This is a genomic window from Luteibacter sp. SG786, from assembly GCF_011759605.1.
Taxonomy (GTDB): domain Bacteria; phylum Pseudomonadota; class Gammaproteobacteria; order Xanthomonadales; family Rhodanobacteraceae; genus Luteibacter.
Window position 1 is genome coordinate 457,994 of sequence record NZ_JAAOYX010000001.1, and the last position, 22,421, is coordinate 480,414.

General features: G+C 65.3%; 15 protein-coding genes. 4 read left to right on the plus strand and 11 right to left on the minus strand.

The features are described from left to right. Positions 1–44: 44 nt before the first annotated feature. The gene (tldD, locus tag FHS47_RS01975; RefSeq protein ID WP_167022236.1) at positions 45–1,484 is read left to right on the plus strand and encodes a metalloprotease TldD; all 1,440 of its coding nucleotides are present in this window, start codon (positions 45–47) and stop codon (positions 1,482–1,484) included. Between the two features lie 1,388 nt (positions 1,485–2,872). Next, on the plus strand, positions 2,873–9,805 hold the full coding sequence (locus tag FHS47_RS01980; RefSeq protein ID WP_167022237.1) for a beta-1,3-glucanase family protein: 6,933 nt from the start codon (positions 2,873–2,875) through the stop codon (positions 9,803–9,805). Between the two features lie 177 nt (positions 9,806–9,982). Here the strand turns inward: FHS47_RS01980 and yjgA are convergent, their stop codons facing one another. Next, complete coding sequence (gene yjgA, locus FHS47_RS01985) at positions 9,983–10,522, minus strand: ribosome biogenesis factor YjgA (protein ID WP_167022238.1); 540 nt, start codon at positions 10,520–10,522, stop codon at positions 9,983–9,985. Further along, on the minus strand, positions 10,519–10,767 hold the full coding sequence (locus FHS47_RS01990) for a DUF1653 domain-containing protein (protein ID WP_167022240.1): 249 nt from the start codon (positions 10,765–10,767) through the stop codon (positions 10,519–10,521). The genes yjgA and FHS47_RS01990 overlap by 4 nt, the downstream gene beginning before the upstream one ends. A 122-nt stretch (positions 10,768–10,889) precedes the next feature. Between FHS47_RS01990 and pmbA the strand changes: the two genes are divergently transcribed. Together pmbA and FHS47_RS02000 are read left to right on the plus strand one after the other, a co-directional pair. Next, positions 10,890–12,239 carry a metalloprotease PmbA gene (pmbA, locus tag FHS47_RS01995; RefSeq protein ID WP_167022242.1) on the plus strand — a complete coding sequence of 450 codons (1,350 nt, stop codon included), beginning with the start codon at positions 10,890–10,892 and terminating at the stop codon, positions 12,237–12,239. A 118-nt stretch (positions 12,240–12,357) separates the two neighbouring features. After that, entirely contained in the window at positions 12,358–12,750 is a 393-nt protein-coding gene (locus FHS47_RS02000; RefSeq protein ID WP_167022244.1) for a DUF4870 domain-containing protein, read from the plus strand. 78 nt (positions 12,751–12,828) lie between these two features. Here FHS47_RS02000 and FHS47_RS02005 read toward each other — a convergent pair whose 3' ends face one another. The 9 genes from FHS47_RS02005 to FHS47_RS02045 form a co-directional block, all read right to left on the minus strand. Continuing rightward, the gene (locus FHS47_RS02005; RefSeq protein ID WP_167022246.1) at positions 12,829–14,823 is read right to left on the minus strand and encodes a DUF2235 domain-containing protein; all 1,995 of its coding nucleotides are present in this window, start codon (positions 14,821–14,823) and stop codon (positions 12,829–12,831) included. A gap of 20 nt (positions 14,824–14,843) precedes the next feature. After that, positions 14,844–15,665 (minus strand): hypothetical protein, encoded by an 822-nt coding sequence (locus FHS47_RS02010; RefSeq protein WP_167022248.1) that lies wholly within the window; start codon positions 15,663–15,665, stop codon positions 14,844–14,846. Between the two features lie 24 nt (positions 15,666–15,689). Further along, positions 15,690–17,516, minus strand: coding sequence for a type IV secretory system conjugative DNA transfer family protein (locus tag FHS47_RS02015; protein WP_167022250.1), 1,827 nt, complete (start codon positions 17,514–17,516; stop codon positions 15,690–15,692). Positions 17,517–17,686: 170 nt separating this feature from the next. Continuing rightward, positions 17,687–18,589 carry a (2E,6E)-farnesyl diphosphate synthase gene (gene ispA / locus FHS47_RS02020; RefSeq protein WP_167022252.1) on the minus strand — a complete coding sequence of 301 codons (903 nt, stop codon included), beginning with the start codon at positions 18,587–18,589 and terminating at the stop codon, positions 17,687–17,689. Continuing rightward, complete coding sequence (locus tag FHS47_RS02025; protein ID WP_167022254.1) at positions 18,570–18,830, minus strand: exodeoxyribonuclease VII small subunit; 261 nt, start codon at positions 18,828–18,830, stop codon at positions 18,570–18,572. Before FHS47_RS02025 ends, ispA begins: the two co-directional genes overlap by 20 nt. A gap of 32 nt (positions 18,831–18,862) precedes the next feature. Next, positions 18,863–20,152 (minus strand): tRNA lysidine(34) synthetase TilS, encoded by a 1,290-nt coding sequence (gene tilS, locus FHS47_RS02030; RefSeq protein ID WP_167022256.1) that lies wholly within the window; start codon positions 20,150–20,152, stop codon positions 18,863–18,865. Next, positions 20,149–20,892 carry an NYN domain-containing protein gene (locus FHS47_RS02035; protein WP_167022258.1) on the minus strand — a complete coding sequence of 248 codons (744 nt, stop codon included), beginning with the start codon at positions 20,890–20,892 and terminating at the stop codon, positions 20,149–20,151. Before FHS47_RS02035 ends, tilS begins: the two co-directional genes overlap by 4 nt. 127 nt (positions 20,893–21,019) lie before the next feature. Continuing rightward, positions 21,020–21,403 (minus strand): VOC family protein, encoded by a 384-nt coding sequence (locus FHS47_RS02040; protein ID WP_167022261.1) that lies wholly within the window; start codon positions 21,401–21,403, stop codon positions 21,020–21,022. Positions 21,404–21,406: 3 nt separating this feature from the next. Next, entirely contained in the window at positions 21,407–22,366 is a 960-nt protein-coding gene (locus tag FHS47_RS02045) for an acetyl-CoA carboxylase carboxyltransferase subunit alpha (protein WP_167022264.1), read from the minus strand. Positions 22,367–22,421 lie beyond the last annotated feature (55 nt).

The following is a 22,421-nucleotide window of genomic DNA, read 5'->3' on the forward strand; positions in this document are numbered from 1 at the left end:
GGCCCCAAATCAGGGGCCACACCGTCCCCCCAACCGGCAGACTCATGGATTCCTTGATTTCCCTCGCCGAACGTCGCCTCCTTACGCCTGGCGGCCTCAGTGCCTCCGACCTGGATCGCGTGTTTTCCCAACTGATGGGACCCTCGATCGACGCGGCCGACCTCTACTTCCAGCATTCGCGCAGCGAATCCTGGGTACTGGAGGAGGGCATCGTGAAGGACGGAAGCCACTCGATCGAACAGGGCGTCGGCGTGCGGGCCATTTCCGGAGAGAAAACAGGTTTCTCCTATTCCGACGAAATCGTGCTGCCGCAATTGCTTGAGGCCTCGCGTGCCGCGCGCGCCATCGCGCAGGGCGGCGCGGGTGCCGGCAAGCCGCTGTCGCTGGCGACGGGGCGCGGGCTGTACCCGGCCATCGATCCCGTGGAGAGTCTGCCGAACGAGGACAAGATCGCGCTGCTGCGCGAGGTGGACGCCTATGCCCGTTCGCGCGATCCGCGCGTGACGCAGGTGGTGGTGAGCCTTGCCGCGACCATGGACACGATCCTCGTCGCCGGTTCCGACGGCACGCTCGCTGCCGACGTGCGCCCGCTCGTGCGCCTGAACGTGCAGGTGATCGCCGAGCAGAACGGCCGCCGCGAACAGGGCCATGCCGGCGGCGGTGGCCGTTACGGCTATCGCGAACTCATCGAAAACGGCCGCGCGCACGCGTTCGCGGCGGAAGCCGTGCGCCAGGCGCTGGTGAACCTGGACGCGGTGGATGCGCCCGCCGGCAGCATGAGTGTGGTGCTAGGCCCGGGCTGGCCGGGCATCCTCCTGCACGAGGCGATTGGCCACGGTCTCGAAGGCGACTTCAACCGCAAGGGCAGCTCGGCGTTCGCGGGTCGCATCGGCCAACGCGTGGCTGCCGAGGGCGTCACGGTTGTCGACGACGGCACCCTGCCGGGCCGCCGCGGCTCCTTGAGCATCGACGACGAAGGCACGCCGACGGAGTGCACCACACTGATCGAGAACGGCATCCTCAAGGGCTACATGCAGGACAAGCTCAACGCGCGCCTCATGGGCGTGAAGTCCACCGGCAACGGCCGCCGCGAGTCGTTTGCGCAGTTGCCGATGCCGCGCATGACGAACACTTACATGCTGGCGGGCGATCGCGAGCCCGAAGAGATCCTGCGCTCGGTGAAGCGTGGCCTTTACGCCGTAAACTTCGGCGGCGGCCAGGTCGACATCACGAACGGCAAATTCGTGTTCTCGGCAAGCGAGGCCTATCTCATCGAGGACGGCAAGATCACCCGCCCCGTGAAGGGCGCCACGCTCGTGGGCTCCGGCCCCGACGTGCTCACGCGCGTGTCCATGATCGGCAACGACCTCGCTCTCGACGAAGGCGTGGGCGTCTGCGGCAAGGACGGGCAGAGCGTGCCGGTGGGCGTGGGCCAGCCCACGCTGCGCGTCGACGGCATGACGGTGGGCGGTACCGCCGCGTAATCTCCGCGAGCGCCGCGTAGGTAAAAAGGATAACCCGCTTACGCGGGTTCATGCTCTGAGCGGCTTCGCCGCCGCATTGGTGTTGCGCATTCGCTTCGTAGGGTGGGCTCGCCTGTTCGGCCTCGCATCGGCGCCTGTGCCGTTTTCTGGAAGCCGGCATCGGACGGTGCGGCGGGGTGTGGTGTTTGGTGTGTGGCTTGCGTTGTTGTGTTGGTCTGTGGCGACCTTCCACGTTTGAGTCGCTGGGTGCCTGCCTTCGCAGGCACGACGGTTGGGCAGGCACGACGGTTGGGAAGGGTGAGGTATCGGGATTCGCGGGGTTGCTGTAGGAGCCGCCATGGCGGCGAGGAAACCTGGCCTCGGTTCCCAAGAAATACAATTGCCCAATGCTCTGTGTGGGAGCCGGCTATGCCGGCGATCCCGCGGCAGCGGGCACTCTCGCGAGCACCCATCGCCGCTGAAGCGGCTCCCACACAAAGCGAAGCGGTTCCCACCAGAGCGCGATGCGACGGCATCGCAGCGTCCCCACCTATCGTCGTGCCTGCGAAAGCAGGCACCCAGCGCCTTGGTCGACAAGATGCGGGAGCAACCATCGGCTCCTGCTCCGGCTCTCCCACCAACACCCCGCACCGTCCGCTGCCAGTACCCGTTCCCCTCGCCGCGATGTCTGGAGTCGAGGGCGTGCGGGCGGAGAAGGCCCGAAGGGGGCCGGCCTGGACGGCCGGCCGTCTTCGCCGAGGCAGGGATGCCGAGTCGAAGACCCCCGCCCGCACGCCCGGGTCCGCCGCGGCGAAGCCATAAGACACGAGCCGCGTAGCGGCTCTCCTTTCGCAAGGAACGACGTAAGCCTTCGCGGCGAGGGGAACGGGTACTGGCTCTCAAGCCACGGCACAGGCGCCGAGCGCGAGGCCGAACAGGCGAGCCCACCCTACGAAGCGAACCCACACCCAGATGCAGCAGGCCGAACGATTGCGATCAAGTGAGCAGAGGCGAAATTCTTGACGCGTGACGTGCTGCGCACACGGAGCCCCCTTCTGTGAGTCCTCGAAACCCGCTCGCTTGCGCGTCTTGACCAAACCTATCCACGCGCCGCCGTGGCACAACAAAACGGAAGCACATCACGGAACGCGAAAGTGCATCGTCATTTTCGGGCGTATCCCTCTATTTAGTATTGTGAGTGTCATCCCGCAAGTGGATGATCCACCGCGACGGCGTATGGACGGCTGAACCCGGTAAGCCTGCAGGGGCTCGCACAGACCGGCACCTGGGCGGAGCGTCCACTCATCGCGAAACGTCCTAGAGCCGGCGCCATGTGCGCCGGCCGTGCGTTCGTGCGCGTTGCGACATCGTCGTCTCCCAACGTGGCCCAAACAGGGGGACCGGATTCAATGAAGCGACATTCCGCAACACGGCGGAACGCGCCAGGGTTGCGCAGGCTATCCAGCCTGCTGGCCCTCGCGTTCCTCGGCGTGACCGCCACGGCGCAGGCCGTGACGCTCGCGCCTTCGGACCGCCAGGACATCAACCTCGGCGCGCAGCCGTGGAAATACACGAAGCAGGCCATCGTCAATCCGAACGACCCGGTGGTCTATGCGTCGGTGCCGAACGGAGACGACGGCGCCGCCGTCAATTTCGACGACAGCAAGTGGCTGACCGTCGGGTTGCCACACGCGGCGAATGACTTCACTACCTTCATCAACCAGGAATCCGGCGGCGGCCAGGGCAGCCTGGACGGCGAAATCAGCTGGTATCGCACGAAGCTTGCCGATTCCGCGTCGTATCGCGGCAAGAAGGTGATGGTGGAGTTCGAAGGTGCGCACACGGGCGACCGCGTGTACGTCAACGGCCGCTTCATTCCCGGCACGGGCGTGCTCAACCAGCCCGGCCAGCCCAACGCGCAGGCCACGCACGTCATCGGCTTCCTGCCGCATATCGTGGACCTCACGCCTTACCTGAAATTCGACGGCACGGACGTGCTGGCGGTGAAGGTGAGCCGCAGCGGCGGCGGATTCTTCGAAGATCCCGGTTTCTCCGGTTCCTTCCGCTTCGGCCAGGCGGAAGCCGGCATCTTCCGTCCGGTAAAGCTGCACGTAACGAACCTCGTGCACATCCCGGAGAACGTCTACGCCGGTCAGAACACCTGGGGCACCTACGTGGGTACACAGGCGATCAGCGCCGACCACACGCAGGCCACCGTCCGTGTGCAGACCAATGTGGTCAACGAGACGGACGCGCCGCAGACGGTGACGCTGACCACGCAGATCGTGGACGCCGACGGCAACCTCGTCGCCAGCGACCAGCGGCAGGGAACGCTCGCGCCGCACGTGATTCCCTCCGACCAGACGCCCGTGTTCGACGAGACGCTGACGGTCAACCATCCCACGCTCTGGTATCCGAACAACAGCCTGGACGGCAAGCCGTACCTCTACAGGGTGCTGCACACCGTCAGCATCGACGGCACGGTGGTAGACGCCAAGCAGAGCACGCTGGGTATCCGCACGATCACCTGGGACAAGGACTTCCCGTACATCAACGGCAAGAAGCAGTACATGTGGGGCGGTTCGGGCCGTTACGACTATCCCGGCCTCGGCTCGTCCGTGCCCGAGGAACAGCAGTGGCGCGACCTCAAGCAGATGGCGGCGGCCGGCGGCAACCTGTGGCGCCCGGGCCATTCGCCGTCCAGCCCCGAATTCGTCGAGGCGGCCGACGCACTCGGCGTGTTCATCGTGCAGCCCAGCGGTGACGGCGAGAACGGCTTCGCGAATGCCTGCACGACCGGCGACCAGGCATGCAAGGACATGTGGACGATCAAGCGCGAGGTCCATCGCGACATCGTGATCCGGGATCGCAGCCATCCGTCCATCCTGGCGTGGGAACACGACAACGGCGCGATGAACACCGCCTTCGCGCAGGAACTGCGCGCCATGGCACGCAGCTGGGACGACATTGCTCCCCGCGCGGCAGCCGACCGCACGCCCAATGCCGCCAACGGCGACATCCTGAGCTGCTCGAAGGCCGGTTGCGAGACCTACCTGCACTCCACCGAGTACCCGAACAAGCCCGCCTGGGGCGCGGAGTACTGGGGCCCGGGCACGCTGCGCCATTCGTACGACTACGAACTGGCCTTTGCGCTCAATTACCTCGTGCCGTACTCGCAGGCGCGCAAGGTCGGCACGTTCGGCATGGCGCAGTGGTACTTCGCCGATACGCCGGGCGAGACCATCGAGCTGGTGGAAGGCCTGGAAGACGCCACGCACTGGGTCTACCAGCGCAATCCGGACGGGAGCATCGCCACGCGGGCCGACGGCACGCCGATCAAGGGCTTCCGCCACAATGCGCGCGGCAACAACGCGTCGATGACCGACGCGAACCGTTTCCCGCGCATGCTCTATTACATCTACGAATCGGTGTGGGTGCCATATGACCTCCGCCCGGTGGTGAAGCTGGCGCACACCTGGAATCGCTCGGGCGACATCCAGGTGAATGCCTTCAGCAACTGCCCGAAGGTTCGGCTGCTCGTCAACGGCGTGCAGCAGGGCACCGACCAGGTGCCGAACACGTGGGACACGATCGACGAGGCTTCGTACAACCTCGAAAACGGCGACACGGACCACCTCACCGGCAAGATCGTGGGCGCCGACAAGGCGCAGAAGACCACGAAGCTTCCCGGCCAGGTGCACTGGAACGTCACGTGGCAGGCGGGCCAGGCCGTGGCCCAGTGCATCGACAACCTCGGCAACGTGCGCACCGACGCCAATGGCGCGAATGTCGAAGACACGCTGACGACGGCCGGCGCCGCGCACCACATCGAGCTCGAAGTGGTGAACACGGCCGATCCGATCGTGAAGCCTGACGGTACCCGCTTCCAGATTACGGCGAACGGCTCCGATGCCGCCTTCATCGTCGCCAGGGTCGTTGACGCCAACGGCGTGGTCGTACCGGACGCCGCCCAGAAGGTCGACTTCGAAGTCGACAGCGGTGCTTCGCTGGTCAGCTTCAACGGCGGTACACAGCAGTACGTCGATTACAGCGATGGCGAAACGCCGGATCCGAACGGCGGCATTGCGGAACCGCACCACTATTACCACTCGCCCGGTTCGCACGAGCTCCAATTCGAGGGTGGCCTGCAGAAGATTGCGCTGCGCACGAAGTTCGAGACCGGCACGGTCACCGTGAGCGCGTCGGCTCCGGGATTGCTCACGGGACATACCTCGTTCACGATCTCGGCCGTCCCGCAGGCGCCCACGCCTTCCGGCCCGCCCTCGGTCATCGCCAATCCCGTCGACGACAGCGTCACGGCCGGCGACGCGGGCCACTTCTCCGTGACGGCGTCCGGCGCGCAGCCACTCAGCTTCACCTGGAAGAAGAATGGCGTGGAGATTCCGGGCGCCACCGGTGCGAGCTACACCACGCCCGCCACGAGCCTTGCCGACGACGGCGCGAAGTTCAGCGTGGTGGTGCACGGCCAGGGGCCCGACCAGGAGTCGGCACCCGCGGTGCTGCACGTGTTCGCGTTCAAGCCGGTGGCGATTTCCACCCAGCCGCAGGCGCAGAACGTCGACGAAGGGCAGACGGCGCACTTCGCGGTCGTCGCATCCGGTTCGCCGAAGGTGCAGTACAAGTGGATGAAGGATGGCGTGGCCATCCCCAATGCCACCGGCCCTGTCTACGACACGCCGGTGCTGACCCAGGCCGATAGCGGCAAGAAGTACTCGGTGTTCATCAGCAACTCGGGCAGCCAGCAGCTCTCCAGCGAGGTGCTGCTCACCGTGAACGCGGCGCGTCCGCCGGTCTTCACCGGTGCCATGGGCGACGTCCGCGCGAATCCGGGCCAGCCCGCGACGTTCGATGTGTCGACGCTGGTGGCGGGTACCTCGCCGTTCCATTACAAGTGGTCGCACAACGGGCAGCCGGTGGGCGACGACCAGCCCACCTTCACCATCTCCTCGGTACAGCAGGCGGATGTGGGAACCTACAGCGTCACGGTGACGAACATCACCGGCGATGCGCTGGGCGTCACCGCCTCCGCGAAACTGACGCTCGCTCCGCCGGGTGCGAACCTGGCCCGTCAAAAGGGCACGCTCGCCAGCGAGGTGGAGAACCCGCAGGGCACCGCCGCCTGGCAGGCCGTGGACGGCGACGAGACCACGCGCTGGGGTTCCAAGATCGGCGACGACAATGCGTTCATCACGGTCGATCTCGGTTCGTCGCGCGTCTTCAACCGCGTCGTGCTCAAGTGGGAGAATGCCCATGCCGCCGAGTACAAGATCCAGTACTCGGACAGCCCGGATTCCGGGTTCCAGGACGCGTACCACGCGGAAACCAGCAACGGCGGTACCGAAGACTTTACCTTCGATCATCCGGTGAAGGGCCGCTACGTGCGCATGCAAGGCGTGAAGCGCGCGACCGATTACGGCTATTCGCTGTACGAGTTCGAGGTGTACGACTCGGCCGGATGCTGCTCGGCGACCGATCGTTACACGACCTCCAGCGGTTCCAACCGGGTGACCGACACACTGAGTGGCCTGCAATGGGATCGCACCCAGCGCGGTTTCACCGACCAGGGCGCGCAGTTCACCCAGTCGGTGGCGATTCGCGAGTGCGCGAAGGACGGCATGCGCCTGCCCACCGTGGACGAAGCCCTGGCCATCAGCGGCCAGAACTATTCGACCGCGGCATTCCCGGGCGCATGGACGACATGGACCGAAGGCCAGGATCCGAGCGATCCGCAGTTCGCGTTCCAGGTGAATTCGCTTGGCGTGAAGAGCCGCGAAGTGGCTGAGAACAACCCGGGCCACGTACTGTGCGTGCTCGGCACCAAGGCGATCGCGCCGGCGATCACGGCCCAGCCCACCAGCCAGAAGGCCGGCGTGGGACGTTCCGCGCACTTCGCCGTGACGGCGACGGGCGTGGGTCCGCTCAGCTACGACTGGTATACCGTCGGCAAGAACGCCGATAACGCCGACGTCGAGTCGTTCCTCTCCAGCACGGCGGATGGCGCCTATGCCACGCCGGCCCTGGTGGCGGCGGACAACGGCACGCGTCTCCGTGTGAAGGTGGTGAGCGCCCAGGGGCTTTCGACGACCAGCAACGATTTCATGCTGGCGGTCGACAACTCCACGGACGGTTTCGATCCCGTGTTCGGCACGGTGCCGGTGCAGCAGCCCGGTAATGGCGACAACGGTGGCGACAATGGCAGTGGGAACCCGCCCAGCCCGGGCACGCCGGGTGACGGCAACGGCGGCGTGAACATCGCCATCGGTGCCATCGCGTCGTCGTCCGTGGATCCGGAGCGAGGCGATCTGAGCGCATCCGCGGCGATCGACGGCAACTTCGACACCCGCTGGAGTTCGAAGCCGGGCGTCGACCCTGCCGATCTCGTGGTCAATTTCGGTTCGCCGAAGACGTTCGACCACGTGATCATGCGCTGGGAGAATGCCTATTCCGCCGAGTACACGATCGACGTCTCGGACGATGGCACGCACTGGAACACGGTAAAGGGTCCGATCGCCGGCAAGGGTGGCGTGGACGCGCAGAGCTTCCCGGTTCAGACCGCACAGTACGTGCGCATGAACAGCACGAAGCGCAGCACCGGTTACGGCAACTCGATGTTCGAGTTCGAGGTGTACGCGGCGGCCGGAACGCAGCCGCAGCAGCCGGTGACCGATCAGCCACAGGAAACCCAGCCGCAGCAGCCGGACCAGACCGTGCCCGCCACGGGCAACCTGGCCCTGCATCGCACCGTGCTCGCGTCGGACAGCGAGAATCCGGTGGCCTTCAAGCCGGAGAACGTGAACGACGGCGACGCCGGTACGCGTTGGTCCTCGGGCTTCACGGACGATCAGTGGATCCAGGTGGATCTGGGCTCCGTGCAGACCATCGGCAAGGTGGTGCTGTCCTGGGAGAACGCACACGCGCTCGCCTATCGGATCGACGTGTCCATCGACGGCAAGTCCTGGAACGTCGCGTACGACAACGAGAACGGGCAGGGCGGCGTGGAAACCGTCTCGTTCCCGGCGATCTCGGCGCAGTACGTGCGGATGGCGGGCCTCAAGCGCTCCACCCCCTATGGCTATTCGCTATGGGAAATGGGCGTGTACGCTGCCGGTACGGACGACGGCACGCCGCCGCCGGAAAACCCGCAGGCCAACGATCCGTCGCAGGGCTTCAACTACGTCACGTATCCGGGTTTCATCGGCACGCAGCTGCGCAACACCACCAACGGCAAGTGGCGCGACGACCAGATCTTCGTTGCCGTCATCGGTCGCGACCCGGCGACACAGGTGTTCTCGTGGGTGAAGCCGGACGGCACGCTGACAGCCGCCTCGGAAGCGGACAACGACGGCCCTGGCCACCTGAGCAAGAATGGCCAGAACTATCCGAACTACTTCTTCACGCTGGCGCAGGCGAAGCTGCTCAAGCTGCCGAAGATGGATTCGGGCCGGATCTTCGTCTCGGTCGGCGAGCCGATGTACATCAAGATACTGAAGGCCGCCGACGGCTCGATCGGTTTCGCGGGTCCCAATCCGCTGAACGCGACCGATCCGAACATCGATGTGCACTACGACTGGTACGAGTTCACCTGGAACGACAACGCCATCTTCATCAACACGACGCAGGTCGACCAGTTCTCGATCCCGCTGTCGCTCGATGTGTATGGCGGCGACAAGACCAGGCACGAGTCGTCCGGCATCACGCAGACGCGTGCGCAGATCTTCGCCCAGTACAACCAGGAGGTTCCGGCCGAGTTCCAGCTCACCGAGGCCGATCCGATTCGCATCCTGGCGCCGGGCAAGGCCGCGTTCGATACCGGCAAGCCGCAGGAGCACTACTTCGACGATTACATCGACCAGTCGTGGGCTTACTATGAAAACCACGTGCTGGAGATGACGATCGGCAACAAGCAGTTCGAAGGCACCGTGATCGATGGCGTGCTGACCTTCACCCATACCAACTGGGCCGATACGCACGAACCGGACGAGCCGCAGGGCATGCTGTTCAAGGTAGGCAAGCCCAGCACGCAGGACGTGCTCGAAGGCAAGGGCACGCTGGCCCGGTCGAACGACCCGTGGGGTGTGGAGGGGCAGCTTGAAGCCCAGATCTGCGCGGCGTTCAATCGCCACGTGATGGAAGACACCTCGCTGTGGAAGGATCCCGGTTCGTTCTACACGCAGTCGCCGGCGAACTACTATTCGCGCTTCTGGCACCTGCACGGCGTGAACGGCAAGGCATACGGTTTCGCGTACGACGATGTATCCGACCAGAGCTCGACCTTGATCGAGACGCAGCCGGAACATCTCGAACTCGGCATCGGCTGGTAAGCCTCACGTAGCAAGGAAAACGAAGAAGGGCGGTGGAGCGATCCACCGCCCTTCTTCGTGGGCCATACACATTGCCGGACCCCTGTGGGAGCCGCTTCAGCGGCGATGGCTGCTTGCGACAGCCTTGCCCGCTGCGCGGGATCGCCGGCATAGCCGGCTCCCACAAGGGAGCGACAGCTATTCGGCGCTAGAGGACGCGTCCAGTTCCTTCAATATGCGGTAGAGCTCCCGGAACGCATGCAATGGCTTGTTCGCCTCGCGTTCCGCCTTCGCCTGGCGAACCAGCGAACGCAGGTGCTGGCGGTCGAGGTCCGGATGGCGGTCGAACAGCTCGCCCAGCGCGGTGTCGCCGCCTTCCAGCAGTTTCTCGCGCGCCGCTTCCAGGCGGTGCATGTGCGCCGCTTCCTGACGCTGCCGGTCGCGGTCCTCGCCGAGCGCGGCCCGGGCATCCACGAAGGCCTCGTCGCCGTGCCGGCGCATCTGTTTCGCGAGGAACGCCAGCTGGCGCTTGCGGGCGATGTGCGACGTGACCTTCCGCGTGCGGCCGATCTCGTCGACGATGTCCTCGGGCAGGTTGAGCTTGGGAATGCGGCTCGGCGGCAATTCCACCAGCTGGCCGGCCAGCTTCAGGATGTCGAGCGCGTTGCGGCGCTTTTCGCTGCGGCTGGGGCCGAAGTCCTCTTCGTCGTCGTGCGGGCGGTCGTCGAAAGGCTTCATGGCATGGCATCCGTGATGGACTGGAAATCGTCGGCTTCGCGTTCGAAGGCGAAGCGGGGCACGGTCTTGCCGTCGCGCTCGACCGTTTCGGCGAACATGGCGGCGGGGCGAACCCAGAGCCGGCGCTGGTCGTAGAGATCCTGGTAGATCACCAGTTCTTCCATCGTCTCGCTGTGCAGGGCGCTTCCCAGCACACGGTAGGGCATGCCCTTGAAGTGGCGGTAATAGCCGACACGGACGCTCATAAGGGTTTCCATGGCACCATGGGCGGTGCCCTTTGCTTTTTATCGGGCGACGCGGCCCCCATTAAAGGGGATCGGCCGCGTACGGCCCGATATTCTAACCGCCCAAGCCCCAGGACGCCCACGTGAGCCAAGTTGCGACCCCCGACACCAGCCACCAGGACCTCGACCGCCTCGCCGAACTGGCCGAGGAAACGATCCGGCGGGCCCGCGCCGCCGGGGCCAGTCAGGCAGAGGTCTCGGCCAGCATCGACGTGGGCCTCAACGTGAACGTGCGCCTGGGCGAGGTGGAGACGGTAGAGCGCACGCGCGACCGCGGCTTCTCCCTTACCGTGTATTTCGGCGGGCGCAAGGGATCCGCGAGCACGGCCGACCTGAATCCGGATTCGATCCAGGCCACCATCGACCAGGCCTGCGCGATCGCCAGGTTCACCGAGGAAGACCCGGCCTCCGGGCTGGCCGACGCCGACCGCATGGCCACGTCGTTTCCGGACCTCGATCTGTGGCATCCCTGGGATCTGGACGTGGACGATGCCATCGCGTTGGGGCGCGACATCGAGGACGCCGGTCGCGCGGTCGCAGGCATCACGAATTCCGACGGCGCGAGCGTGAATGCCGGCCAGAGCGTGTCCGTCTACGCCAACTCCCACGGTTTCGTGGGGCGGGAACGCGGCACGCGGCACTCCCTGTCGGTGGCGCTGATCGCCGGCGACGACGACGGCATGCAGCGCGACTACTGGTACGACAGCGTGCGCCGTGCGGGTGACTTCATGAACCCTGGCGACATCGGCCGCAAGGCGGCGGAGCGCACGCTTTCCCGCCTGGGCGCGCGTCGGCTCGGCACGCGCCAGGCGCCGGTGCTGTTCGCGCCGGAAGTGGCCCGCTCGCTGCTCGGCCACCTGCTCGGGGCCGTGAGTGGCGGTTCGCTGTATCGGCGTTCCAGCTTCCTTGTCGACCACGTCGGGAAGCAGATCCTGCCTTCCTGGTTCCGCATCGACGAGAAACCGCTGATTCCGCGGGGCCATGGCTCCTCGGTCTTCGATGCCGAAGGCGTGGCGACCCTGGACGCGCCGCTGGTCGTCGACGGCGTGCTGCAGCGCTACATCCTGGGCAGCTACTCCGCACGCAAACTCGGCCTCTCGTCCACCGGCAACGCCGGTGGCGTGCACAACCTGTTCGTGAAGACCGGCAGCGACGATTTTGCCGGCATGCTGCGCAAACTCGGCACAGGCCTGCTGGTGACTGAGGTGATGGGGCAGGGCGTGTCCATCGTCACCGGCGACTATTCGCGCGGGGCGTCGGGTTTCTGGGTGGAGAACGGCCAGATCGCCTACCCGGTCGAGGAAATCACCATCGCCGCCAACCTGCGCGACATGTACGCGAACCTCGTGGCGGTCGGATCGGACGTGGACCGCCGTTCGCATGTGCTCACGGGATCATGGCTGGTTGAGAAAATGACCATCGCCGGCGAATAAGCGGGATCGCCGGCACAGCCGGCTCCCACAGCCAGGTCTTCCCTGTGCCAAACGTCGGCTTGACACCAGCTCGGACGCACGGGACAGTTGAGCCCGACATCGTCCACGGAGTTCCACCATGAGTACGCCGTCCGACCAGATCCCGCCGTCGCCGCCGCCCTACGAGCCCACCGGCCCCGTCGCGACAAACAACGACGACAAGAACATCGCGATGCTCACCCATCTCTCGGGCATCATCTTCAGCATCATCGTCCCGCTCATCGTCTGGCTGGTGCACAAGGACCGCGCCGACAAGTCCTACCTGGTCGGCGAGGCGAAGGAAGCCCTGAACTTCCAGATCACCGTGCTCATCGGCTACGTGATCTGCTGGGTTCTCGCCTTCGTCATCATCGGTGCGTTCCTCACGCCGCTGCTGTGGCTGTTCAACCTGATCTTCTGCATCATCGCGGCGGTTCGCGTCAGCTCGGACGGCAGCTATCGTTATCCGTTCACGCTGCGCCTGATTTCCTGAGCCAACCGGTTCCGGCGCCGTACGCAGAGGCCCGCTTCGGCGGGCCTCTTTCTTTATCTCCGCCCGTCCGGCAGGCGCTCAGAGCGAGCGCCCCATGCTCACCTGTGCCTGCTGCGTCCGTACCTCCTCCATGATCTGCGCCTGCCGCTGGTCGTGCTGCTGAATCTGCTCGATGGCCTGTTCGGGGTGAGGCGGCTCGCTATCCAGATCGATCTTCGCCGGCGTGGTCCGGACTCCCGTTCCCACGAATTCGATGGTCGACTTCTCCTCGTCCAGGCGGACTTCCGAGAGATTGTCGGCAGTGATCCGGTTTGCATGGCAGGCCACGGTGAATTGCATCAGGCGCTCTTCGGACGCCTGTGGCACGCAGCGTTCCAGTTCCTTATAGAGCCGGTGATCGGGGTTCTCCGGATGGCGGGGGTCGTGTGGGCCGAGAATCGCTGTCGTGGGAAGGTGTCCCGGTAGGGCGCGGGCTGACGGAGAGTCGAGGGACGCCTCCTGCGCCACGTCGTGCGCACGCGCCTGGTGTTGCTCGAAGTCATGCATGGCGGTCGACCATTGGTCGGCGCTGCGTGCCATGGTCGTATGCATCGATGCGACCACCGGCACCTCGCTGCGTTTCTCCCCTCCACCGAAGGACGCTTCGATGGCCGCGAGCGTTTCGGCTTTCTCGCTCAGTTCGACGCGGTCGATACGGCGAAGGCCGTCCGCGCGAGCGGCGACAACGAGGGCGGCGCTGAGGTTGTCGCTGCGCTGGTCGGGCGTCCGGTTGACCTGCCGGTCGAGGTCGTACACATGCGCCTGTGCGTCTAGATACATGCGGTGGTCGGGGTGGCTCGGGTCGTCGAGCCGGATGACGGGCACCACGGCCGGTGGTGGCGCCGGCGGTGTCGGTGCGGGAAGGGGCATCGCCGGCGCTTCGACGGTTCGCGTCACCTCGGCGGTATTCGACAGTTGGGGCGGCGCCTCGGGGGTCTGCGGGGTGACGCGCTGCCAGTCGAACCGGTTTGCCAGAGTGGGATCCACCGGCTCGGCATCGCGGCAGATATCGACGATCTTGCAGTTTGCCAACTCGTCGCGAAGGTTGCGCTGGCCGTCCTTGTCCATGCGTAACCCGAAGGCGGCGGTGACGCCGCCCGCCTGGAAGATGGTGAACTGCGCCGGATCGTCCGGTACCTTGCGATGCGTGAACAGCGGCCGGTCGGTCAGCGCGTTGAGGTAATCGGCCATGCCGTTGAAGGCCATCGCTTCGAGCCCCGTGTCGTCATTGCCGCCGCCGACGTTGGAATGACCGCCGGGGAGGGTGGCACTTAAGAAGCGGCCGTCGTCGGACCAGTCCGGATCGAGGATGGTCTGGTGCGGAAAGAGTTCGCGCTGCTCGTCGCGGGCGATCTGCGAGAAGCCCGACAGCACGGACTTCGGCAGGCGTGCATCGTAGTTCTTTGGAAGATTGGTGCCGACCGGATCGAACAGCCCGACGGCCTGGGCCACTTCGCCCGGCGGGACGAGCGTGGTCGGCGATTTCACGGTGAGGTTGCCGTGGGCGTCACGCCCGAACTTCAAACCTTCCGGATGGACAATGCCGAACTGATCGATGAGACGCGCCAACCCAGGTACCAGGACGGCGCCCCGGCTGTAGCCGACTCCGACGACGCGAATCTGCGCCTCCGGGTCCTGATCCTTCCATTGCTCCGCCGCCCTGGCGAGGTCCCGATAGACTTTCCGAATCTTGTCGTCCCAGGTGTAAGGGATGGCGCCGTCGATGGCGCGGGCGAGCGGATTCTTCTGCGTGCCGATGCCTTCGGCATAGCTAACGTCGATTCGATTGGTTGGCTTGAACGCCATTTTCTCCGCTTGCTTCTTCAACTCACCGACGTTCGTCAATACTTGATCGTGGTAGGCACTTTGCCCGGTGCCGTCGAACAGGGCGATGAACAGATATTCGTGCGGCCGGTCTCGATGTTGCAGCACCGGCACAGTCTGTTTCGCCTGCTGTTCGCGCATCCGATCGTACGCGTCCAGATCGCGCGCGCTGGCGGGGCGAGTCGTGCCGCCGGTAAGAAGTTGTCCCATGGGGTCACGCTCCGTGTGTTTCAGTACTTGTAGGTCTTGGCGAGGATCAGTTCATCGCGTGAATTGCTATAGGGATTGCCCGGGATCTGGAAATGCTTCGTCGGGATATAGGTGCGCATGTAGACCCGAATCGTCCGGTCGTTGATTTCCAGTAGGATCTGTGGGTCGACAGTGAGTTCGCCATCGGGAAGGTCGAGTACCTCTTCCCTGGGGACATTGTGCCTGGCAATTTCGTCGCGAAAGATGGCGCCAATATCGATATGAGCTTGATGCTCGGTGCCGTCCATGGAACGCCAGGTCACTTCCGCCGGTTCGGGGAAATTGGCGATACCGACGTGTCCGCCAAGCATGTGATCGAGATACTTCGGACCGTACTCGGAAGACGGAGCCATTGGTTCGTCGAAGCCTGCCCACGCACCGGCATACCAGACTTTACACGTCTGCGTGCTGTAACAGGCCACCCTGAAGGAATGGTCCTTGAACTTCAACGGCCATTTGGGCGGTAGAAGGTTGAGTTCGGCACGCACCGCAGGATCGATATGGCGCTCTTCTCGTAGCGTCGGCGCAGACGACGCACAAGCGGTGACGCTGGAAGAGCCTACGGCGACCAGCGCCGCCATGACAAATTCGCGAGGTTTCATGTCTTCCCGTTCCTTCTCGGGTTTCTGTTGAGATGCAGGGCGTGGCGGTGGTCCCAACTCGCGCCGCACCTGCTCGTTGATGATCGCCACGTCGTGCAATAGCTGCATGTCGTGCAGCGGGTCGCTTATCGCGGGCTTGTGGACAGGGATGAGCGATGAAGGGCGCGCGCCTTCCTCGCCAAAATCGTCTTCCGTTGGCATGGTTTCTCCATTGAGTGGATCGGATCAGCAAGTCGCGAGTGAGCGCGGGCGTCTCTTCAGCTTCGCGATGCATCCTGACGCTGCGATTGCCACCTTGACTTCGGTTTGCGCCAGATGGGTAGCCCTCGCTGCGCATGGCACCTCCACCGCCGGCAGACCGGCCAATGCCTTGAACCTCTTGTCCTTGAAGAACCAGTTCTTCCGCGCGCGGATCGGCTTGCAACCCTCGTAGAAGACCAGTTCCTCGTCGGCGGGCAGTTCCTTGATTTCCTGCGGCAGCAGCAGTGCGCGACGTTCCTCGACATGGCTGGTAGAGATCTGCCGACCACTACCGCCGTGGCTGGTGCTGCGTTGCTTCTTCCGTACGGTGCGGTAGCCAAGCATCTCGCTGTAGGCGTTCGCATCGGTCTGTTCGCGCGGCGCGAACACGATCTGCGCACCGTGGTTGGTGATGAAGTTCTGTGCGTCGTTCTCCCCGTACGTGCCGCTCAGCTGGGCGCGGCTCTGCACGATGCACAGGTCGCGCACGCCGTAGCTGGCCGCGATGGAGATGCGCTTGGCCCAGACGTCCACCCGGCCCATCGCCGTGAACTCGTCCATGAGCATCAGCATCTGGTACTTCAGATCGGGCTCTTCACCCAGTTGCTTGTCCAGGTTGTTGCCGATCACCGTGCTGAAGAAGATGTTCAGCAGCTTGCTGCTTTCGTCCAGCTTGTTCGTGGGGATGTTCACGTAAAGCGTGGTGGGTGCCTTGCGCAGGCTGCGGATGTCGAAGTCCGTGGCATTGGTCGCCGCCGCGAGGATCGGGCTGAGAAACTGCTGCAGGGGCGCCTGCATCGCGGCGATCACCGAGGAGAAGGTTTCCTCCGCAAGGCCGGCGAGGTTGGCGAATACCGTGCGGGTCTGGGGGCTGAGGTGACGCGATGTGCTGTCCCTCAGAAGGTTGTTCAACATGTCCCGGCCCGTTTCGCCGTCGCTGCCGCTGGAGAAGCGCAGGATGCGCTCGAAGCTGGGGAAGTCGTCCAGGATGTTCACCAGGGATGGATGAGCGCCGGCGCCGCCCAGGTGCTTGCCATCCCAGGCCTCGAACATGCACGAGGCGAAAGCGGTGAAGGCCGCCCGGGCTTGCGTGATCCAGAAGGGATCGGTCCCGGGCTGGTCCGGATAGAGGATGGCCGCGATGGTCTGCAATTCGCCGATCCGCTTTGCCGGGGCCATGCCGGCCAGCAAGGTCATGGGATTGAAGCGATGCGTATGGCCGTGCTCGTCGTACGGCGCCCAGACCAGGACATCCTGGCCCATGGCCCTGCGTTGTCCGCTGGTGGCCTTGTGCAGCTCGCCCTTCAGATCGAGCACAACGATCGAATGTTGGTAAGTCAGCAGCACCGGGATCGCGAGGCTGGTGGTTTTGCCGGAACGGGTGGGGCTGATGGTGATGACGTGCTGGGCGCCGCCGAGCCAGAGGTACCGGCCTTTGTATTTGCCGATCAGGATGCTCTCCGGTTTGCGCTTCAGAAGCCCTGCTTTCCGCACGTCGGCCAGTGTGGCGAAGCGAGCGTCACCATGTGTCGGTTCCGCGCTGGACCTGTGTTTGATCAATTTGGCCCATGCCGCGAAGCAGGCAAGGAAAGGCGGCACGCTACCCGCGGCGATCCCGAGTTTGATGCGCCATGCGTAGGGCGCTACGCGCGGCTGGTCGAGCGCGCGGTAATACCGCCATGCGTTGTCCCAGCGAAGGGCCTGATCGTCGAGTCCGAGGAACAGGTTGATGGCATAGGCCGAGCCGTATGCCGCAGCGGCGGTGGCGGCGAGCGGAGCAATGACGGCGGCGATCGCCTTCCATGAGCGCATGAGCAGGTTCCTTGCGTTGTACGCAGGGGATGCTCAAATAAGTGGGACGTCGTGGCAATAATCGGTTGCTGACATACGCTGTAGGCCGCGCTATGCCTGGCTTTCGTCGATCGCCTGCGACCAGTGCGGTTCGTCCGGCGCTTCAGATGTTTCGAAAGCTGCGCCTTTCCTCAGTGCCCGCGTCGCGCGGAATACCGCGCCAGTTCGGCGAGCCACTCGCCTCGTTCGCCGAGCGGCCCGATGGCATCCAGGGCTTCGTCGACCAGCGTGGCCAGACGTTCGCGCGATGCATCCAGACCGAGGATGGAAGGAAAGGTGGGTTTGTCGGCGGCGGCATCCTTGCCGGCGGTCTTGCCGATCACCGCGGATTCGCCCTCGACATCGAGGATGTCGTCGCGAACCTGGAACGCGAGGCCCACGGCATGTGCGTAGCGGTCGAGTCGATCGAGCATCGTTTCGTCACGGCAGCCCGCGGCCAGCGCGCCAAGACGGACGGACGCGCGAATGAGCGCGCCTGTCTTGTAGGCGTGCATGCGCTCCAGTTCGTCCAGCGAAAGTTTCCGGCCGACACCGGCGAGGTCGAAGGCCTGGCCGCCGGCCATGCCTTCGGCGCCGCAGGCAGCGCCCAACGCGCGCAGCATGGCGATGCGCTGGCGCGGATCGTCGTCGCCGGGCGCGCTGGCCAGGATCTCGAAGGCGAGCGCCTGCAGCGCGTCGCCGGCGAGGATCGCCATGGCTTCGCCGAACACGATGTGGCAGGTGGGCCTGCCACGACGCAGCGCATCGTCGTCCATCGCGGGCAGATCGTCGTGCACCAGCGAGTAGGCATGGATGATTTCCACGGCACATGCGGGCGCATCGAGGATGGGCCCGTCGCAGCCGAGCGCGTGGCCGGCGGCGTAGACGAACAGCGGGCGCAGGCGTTTGCCGCCACCCAGCACGGCGTAACGCATGGCGCGGTGCAGGTCCGCGGGCGGCAGCTGTTCGCCGGGGAGGACACGCGCAAGCGCGTCGTCCGCCCGGCCGACCAGCGCCTTGAGCGGCGCCGGCAGGTCAGTCGATGCGGGAGTCAAAGGGTTCGGCGGTATCGGGGGCTTCGGGGTCGAGCAGCAGGCGCACGCGTAATTCCGCTTGCTCCAGTGCCGTTTGGCAATGCCGGTAGAGGCCGATGCCGCGTTCGAACGATTTCAAGGACTCGTCGAGACTGAGATCCCCGCCTTCCATCCGCGTGACCAGTTGTTCGAGTTCGTCCAGCGAATGCTCGAATTCGGCGATCGACGACGCGGGCGCGGGGGTGTCTGGGGCTTTCGGCATGGCCGCAAAACTAGCTCAGGCGGGCGTTTCAATCAATCGTCAAGGTGCCACACCGGTGCGCCGCCGACGGCATCGAACAGGATTTTTCCTTCCTCGCTCAGCCATTTGTCGGCCACGGCGACGAGGCGGCCGCCGGCTTCGACGAGGGGGATGCGCGGGCGTTCCCAGGGCGGCACCGCAGCTTGCTGGAACAGGTCGCGCAGTTCCCGGGTGTGACGGTCGCCATGCGGACGCAGGGCTTCGCCGCCCTGGCGGTAGCGCACGGTCACGGGGGCTTGCAGGCGCCCGCCGGAGAGGGCGAGCGTGCCACCGCCGGGAAGCGCCAGCGGCTCCCCCGACCATGGCGCCGACCAGCCTTCGTCGAAGCCGCCGCGTCGCCGCATGGCCCACATGCGACCCCGCCACACGCGGACCTCGGTGTCCGCCCATCCGACGAGCGGCAGGCGTTCCGCCGCGGCCTCGCGGACCTGGCGCTCGAGCGCTTCACGCTGTGCGGTGGTCGGGGCGGACAGGCCCGCGGCATGCAGCCAGTGGTCGAGGAGCGGGGAGCGCCATGCAGGCGGCAGCGCCAGCCAGCCGGTGGCATCCAGTGTGCCGCGGTCGTCGCCAAGCCGGTCGAGGGCGCCCAGCCAACCGTCGCGCAGGGTTTCCGCGGCCTCGCCGCAGAGCCGGGCGCTGTGCGCGATGCTGGTGGCCGCCTGCGGCCACTGTTCCAGGAGCGCAGGCAGTATCGTTCCACGCAGATAAGCGCGCGCGATGCGCGGGTCGTCGTTGGAGGGATCGTGCACCGTGTCGAGAGCGAAACCGGCGACATGGTCGAGCAGCGCAGTGCGAGGCAGTTCGAGCAGGGGGCGCCACAACAGGCCCGCGCCGAACGGGCGGCAGGGACGCATGCCGGCAAGCCCTTCGGGGCCGGCACCACGCAGCAGTTTCAGCAGAACGGTTTCCACCTGATCGTCGCGATGATGCGCGAGGACCAGTCGCTCCCCGGGTTTCAACGCAGCGGCGAAGGCCGCGAGGCGGGCGCGACGTGCCGCGGCCTCGACACCTTCGCCGCGGGTGAGATCGACCGTGACGCGAATCGCTTCGAAAGGCACGTCCAGCGATTCGCAGAAGCGACGGCAATGCAGCGCCCAGACGCCGCTCTCGGCGTGCAGGCCGTGATCCACGTGCAGGGCACGCAGCGCGGGACGCGGCGTGCGCATGGCGAGGGCGTGCAGGAGTGCCGTGGAATCGGGGCCGCCGCTGTAGGCAACAAGCAGCGAAGTCTCGCCGACCTCTTCCAGCGCACGGCCGAGGTGTGCGGAAAGATCCGGCGTCATTTGTTCCGCGGCTTGTTGCGCACGTACGGGTGCTTTGCATTGCCGATCTGGCGCTCCTCGATATCGAAGAGACCGATGGCGTTGACGAGCCCGCTGAACTTCGAATACCCATAATCGCGGGCATCGAAATCGGGCGAGCGCTTGTTGACGATGCTGCCCACGGCTCCGAGCGACGCCCAGCCGTTTTCGTCGGACGCGGCATCGACAGCGTTGCGCAGAAGGTTCGTGAGCTTCGTGTCGCTGCGCAATTCGTTCGGAGACTTCTTCGCCTTCGGCTCTGCAGGTTCGCTTTCGACGGTGCCGACCAGGCGGTCGGTGTAGATGAACTTGTCGCAGGCCGAAACGAAAGGCAGCGGCGTCTTGCGTTCGCCGAAGCCGTAAACGATGAGGCCCGCTTCGCGGATGCGCGAGGCGAGCCGGGTGAAGTCGCTGTCGCTGGACACGATGCAGAAGCCGTCGAACCGGTTGGCGTAAAGCAGATCCATCGCGTCGATGATCATCGCCGAGTCGGTGGCGTTCTTGCCGCTGGTATAGGCGAACTGTTGGATCGGCTGGATGGAGTGGTCGAGTAACGCCGTTTTCCAGCCCCCGAGATTGGGGCCGGTCCAGTCGCCGTAGATCCGCTTCACGTGCGCGGTGCCGTACTTCGCGACTTCCGCGAGAAGACCGTCGACGATGGCGGGCCGGGCGTTGTCGGCATCGATCAGCACGGCGAGCTTGGCGGTGTTGTCGTTGGCCATCGTGGAACTCCGGAGGCGGCGGATGTCCGATGGTACGCGCTTCGCCTCGGGTTGTACGAAGCCGATGTTATGGTGAGGGTTTGCAGGTAGAGCGAGGCGCTGGGTTCCTGCCTGCGCAGGAACGACGTCAGGGAGTGTTGAAATTCAGCTCGATCGCGATGCCGGCGGGGTCCCTCGTGAACAACTGGGTCTCGCCTGAGCCGGGCACGTGTTCGACCTGGTAGGGGACGCCGTGGGCGTCGAGCCGCGCCATGGTGTCTTTGAGGTCGGTGGCGGCGAAGGCGAAGTGATCCAGCCAGCCCGTGCGCGCGGGTGTGTCGTCGTCCATCGACGGATCGATGGTGAGGTGCATCACGTCGAGGGGGCCGGCATAGAGCCAATAGCCGCGCGAGCGGAACGGTGGGCGCCGGCCCTCCACGAGGCCCAGGATACCCGCATGGAAATGGCGCACGCGCTCGATCATGGCCTCCGACGCGCGTACGTTGACATGCGCAAGACCCGTGATCGGCATGGTTCAGCCCTCGCTGAAGGCGCCGTAGCCGCGCAGGCGGTGATAGCGCTTCTCGAGCAGTTCGTCGATCGGCAACGCCTGGAGTTCGTCCAACTGGTTCAGCAGCACGGCCTTGAGGCGGACGGCCATGGACTGCGGATTGCGGTGCGCGCCGCCCAGTGGTTCGCGCACGATCTTGTCGATCAGGCCGTTTTCCAGCAGGCGCGGCGCGGTGAGGCCCATGACCTCGGCGGCGTCCTTCGCCTTGTCGGCGCTCTTCCAGAGGATGGAGGCACAGCCTTCGGGCGTGATCACAGAGTAGGTGGAGTACTGGAGCATCAGCGTGCGGTCGCCCACGCCGATGGCCAGCGCACCGCCGGAGCCGCCTTCGCCGGTGACCGTGCACACGATGGGCACGCGCAGTTCGGCCATTTCGAGCAGGTTGCGCGCGATGGCCTCCGACTGGCCGCGTTCCTCGGCGTTGATGCCCGGCCATGCGCCGGCGGTGTCGATGAAGGTGAACACCGGAATGCCGAAACGCTCGGCCATCTTGAACAGGCGCAGCGCCTTGCGATAACCCTCAGGACGGGGCATGCCGAAGTTGCGCTTGACCTTGGACTTGGTGTCGCGGCCCTTCTGGTGGCCGACCACCATGACCGAACGGCCATTGATGCGCGCGAGGCCGCCCACGATGGCCTGGTCGTCCGCGAACATGCGGTCGCCCTTCAGTTCGTGGAATTCCTCGCACATGCCCTGGATGTAATCCAGCGTGTAAGGACGGGCGGGATGGCGGGACACCTGGCTGATCTGCCAGGGCGTGAGATTGCGGAAGATCTCGGCGGTCTTGACCTTCAGCTTCTCGCGCAGCCGGCCCACTTCCTCGTCGATGTTGAACGCCTGCCCGCTGCTGGCATGGCGCAGTTCTTCGATCTTGGCTTCCAGTTCGGCGATGGGTTGTTCGAAATCGAGGAAGTTGGGATTCATGAAGTCGCGTGATCCGGGCAAGACCGCTGATTATACCGAGTGGCGGGCCGGTGGG

Bases quoted from the DNA above. Each gene is read 5' to 3' on its own strand.
- tldD (WP_167022236.1), top strand. From the start codon at position 45: ATGGATTCCTTGATTTCCCTCGCCGAACGTCGCCTCCTTACGCCTGGC.
- FHS47_RS01980 (WP_167022237.1), top strand. From the start codon at position 2,873: ATGAAGCGACATTCCGCAACACGGCGGAACGCGCCAGGGTTGCGCAGG.
- yjgA (WP_167022238.1), bottom strand. From the start codon at position 10,522: ATGAAGCCTTTCGACGACCGCCCGCACGACGACGAAGAGGACTTCGGC.
- FHS47_RS01990 (WP_167022240.1), bottom strand. From the start codon at position 10,767: ATGAGCGTCCGTGTCGGCTATTACCGCCACTTCAAGGGCATGCCCTAC.
- FHS47_RS02000 (WP_167022244.1), top strand. From the start codon at position 12,358: ATGAGTACGCCGTCCGACCAGATCCCGCCGTCGCCGCCGCCCTACGAG.
- FHS47_RS02005 (WP_167022246.1), bottom strand. From the start codon at position 14,823: ATGGGACAACTTCTTACCGGCGGCACGACTCGCCCCGCCAGCGCGCGC.
- FHS47_RS02010 (WP_167022248.1), bottom strand. From the start codon at position 15,665: ATGCCAACGGAAGACGATTTTGGCGAGGAAGGCGCGCGCCCTTCATCG.
- FHS47_RS02015 (WP_167022250.1), bottom strand. From the start codon at position 17,516: ATGCGCTCATGGAAGGCGATCGCCGCCGTCATTGCTCCGCTCGCCGCC.
- FHS47_RS02025 (WP_167022254.1), bottom strand. From the start codon at position 18,830: ATGCCGAAAGCCCCAGACACCCCCGCGCCCGCGTCGTCGATCGCCGAA.
- tilS (WP_167022256.1), bottom strand. From the start codon at position 20,152: ATGACGCCGGATCTTTCCGCACACCTCGGCCGTGCGCTGGAAGAGGTC.
- FHS47_RS02035 (WP_167022258.1), bottom strand. From the start codon at position 20,892: ATGGCCAACGACAACACCGCCAAGCTCGCCGTGCTGATCGATGCCGAC.
- FHS47_RS02040 (WP_167022261.1), bottom strand. From the start codon at position 21,403: ATGCCGATCACGGGTCTTGCGCATGTCAACGTACGCGCGTCGGAGGCC.
- FHS47_RS02045 (WP_167022264.1), bottom strand. From the start codon at position 22,366: ATGAATCCCAACTTCCTCGATTTCGAACAACCCATCGCCGAACTGGAA.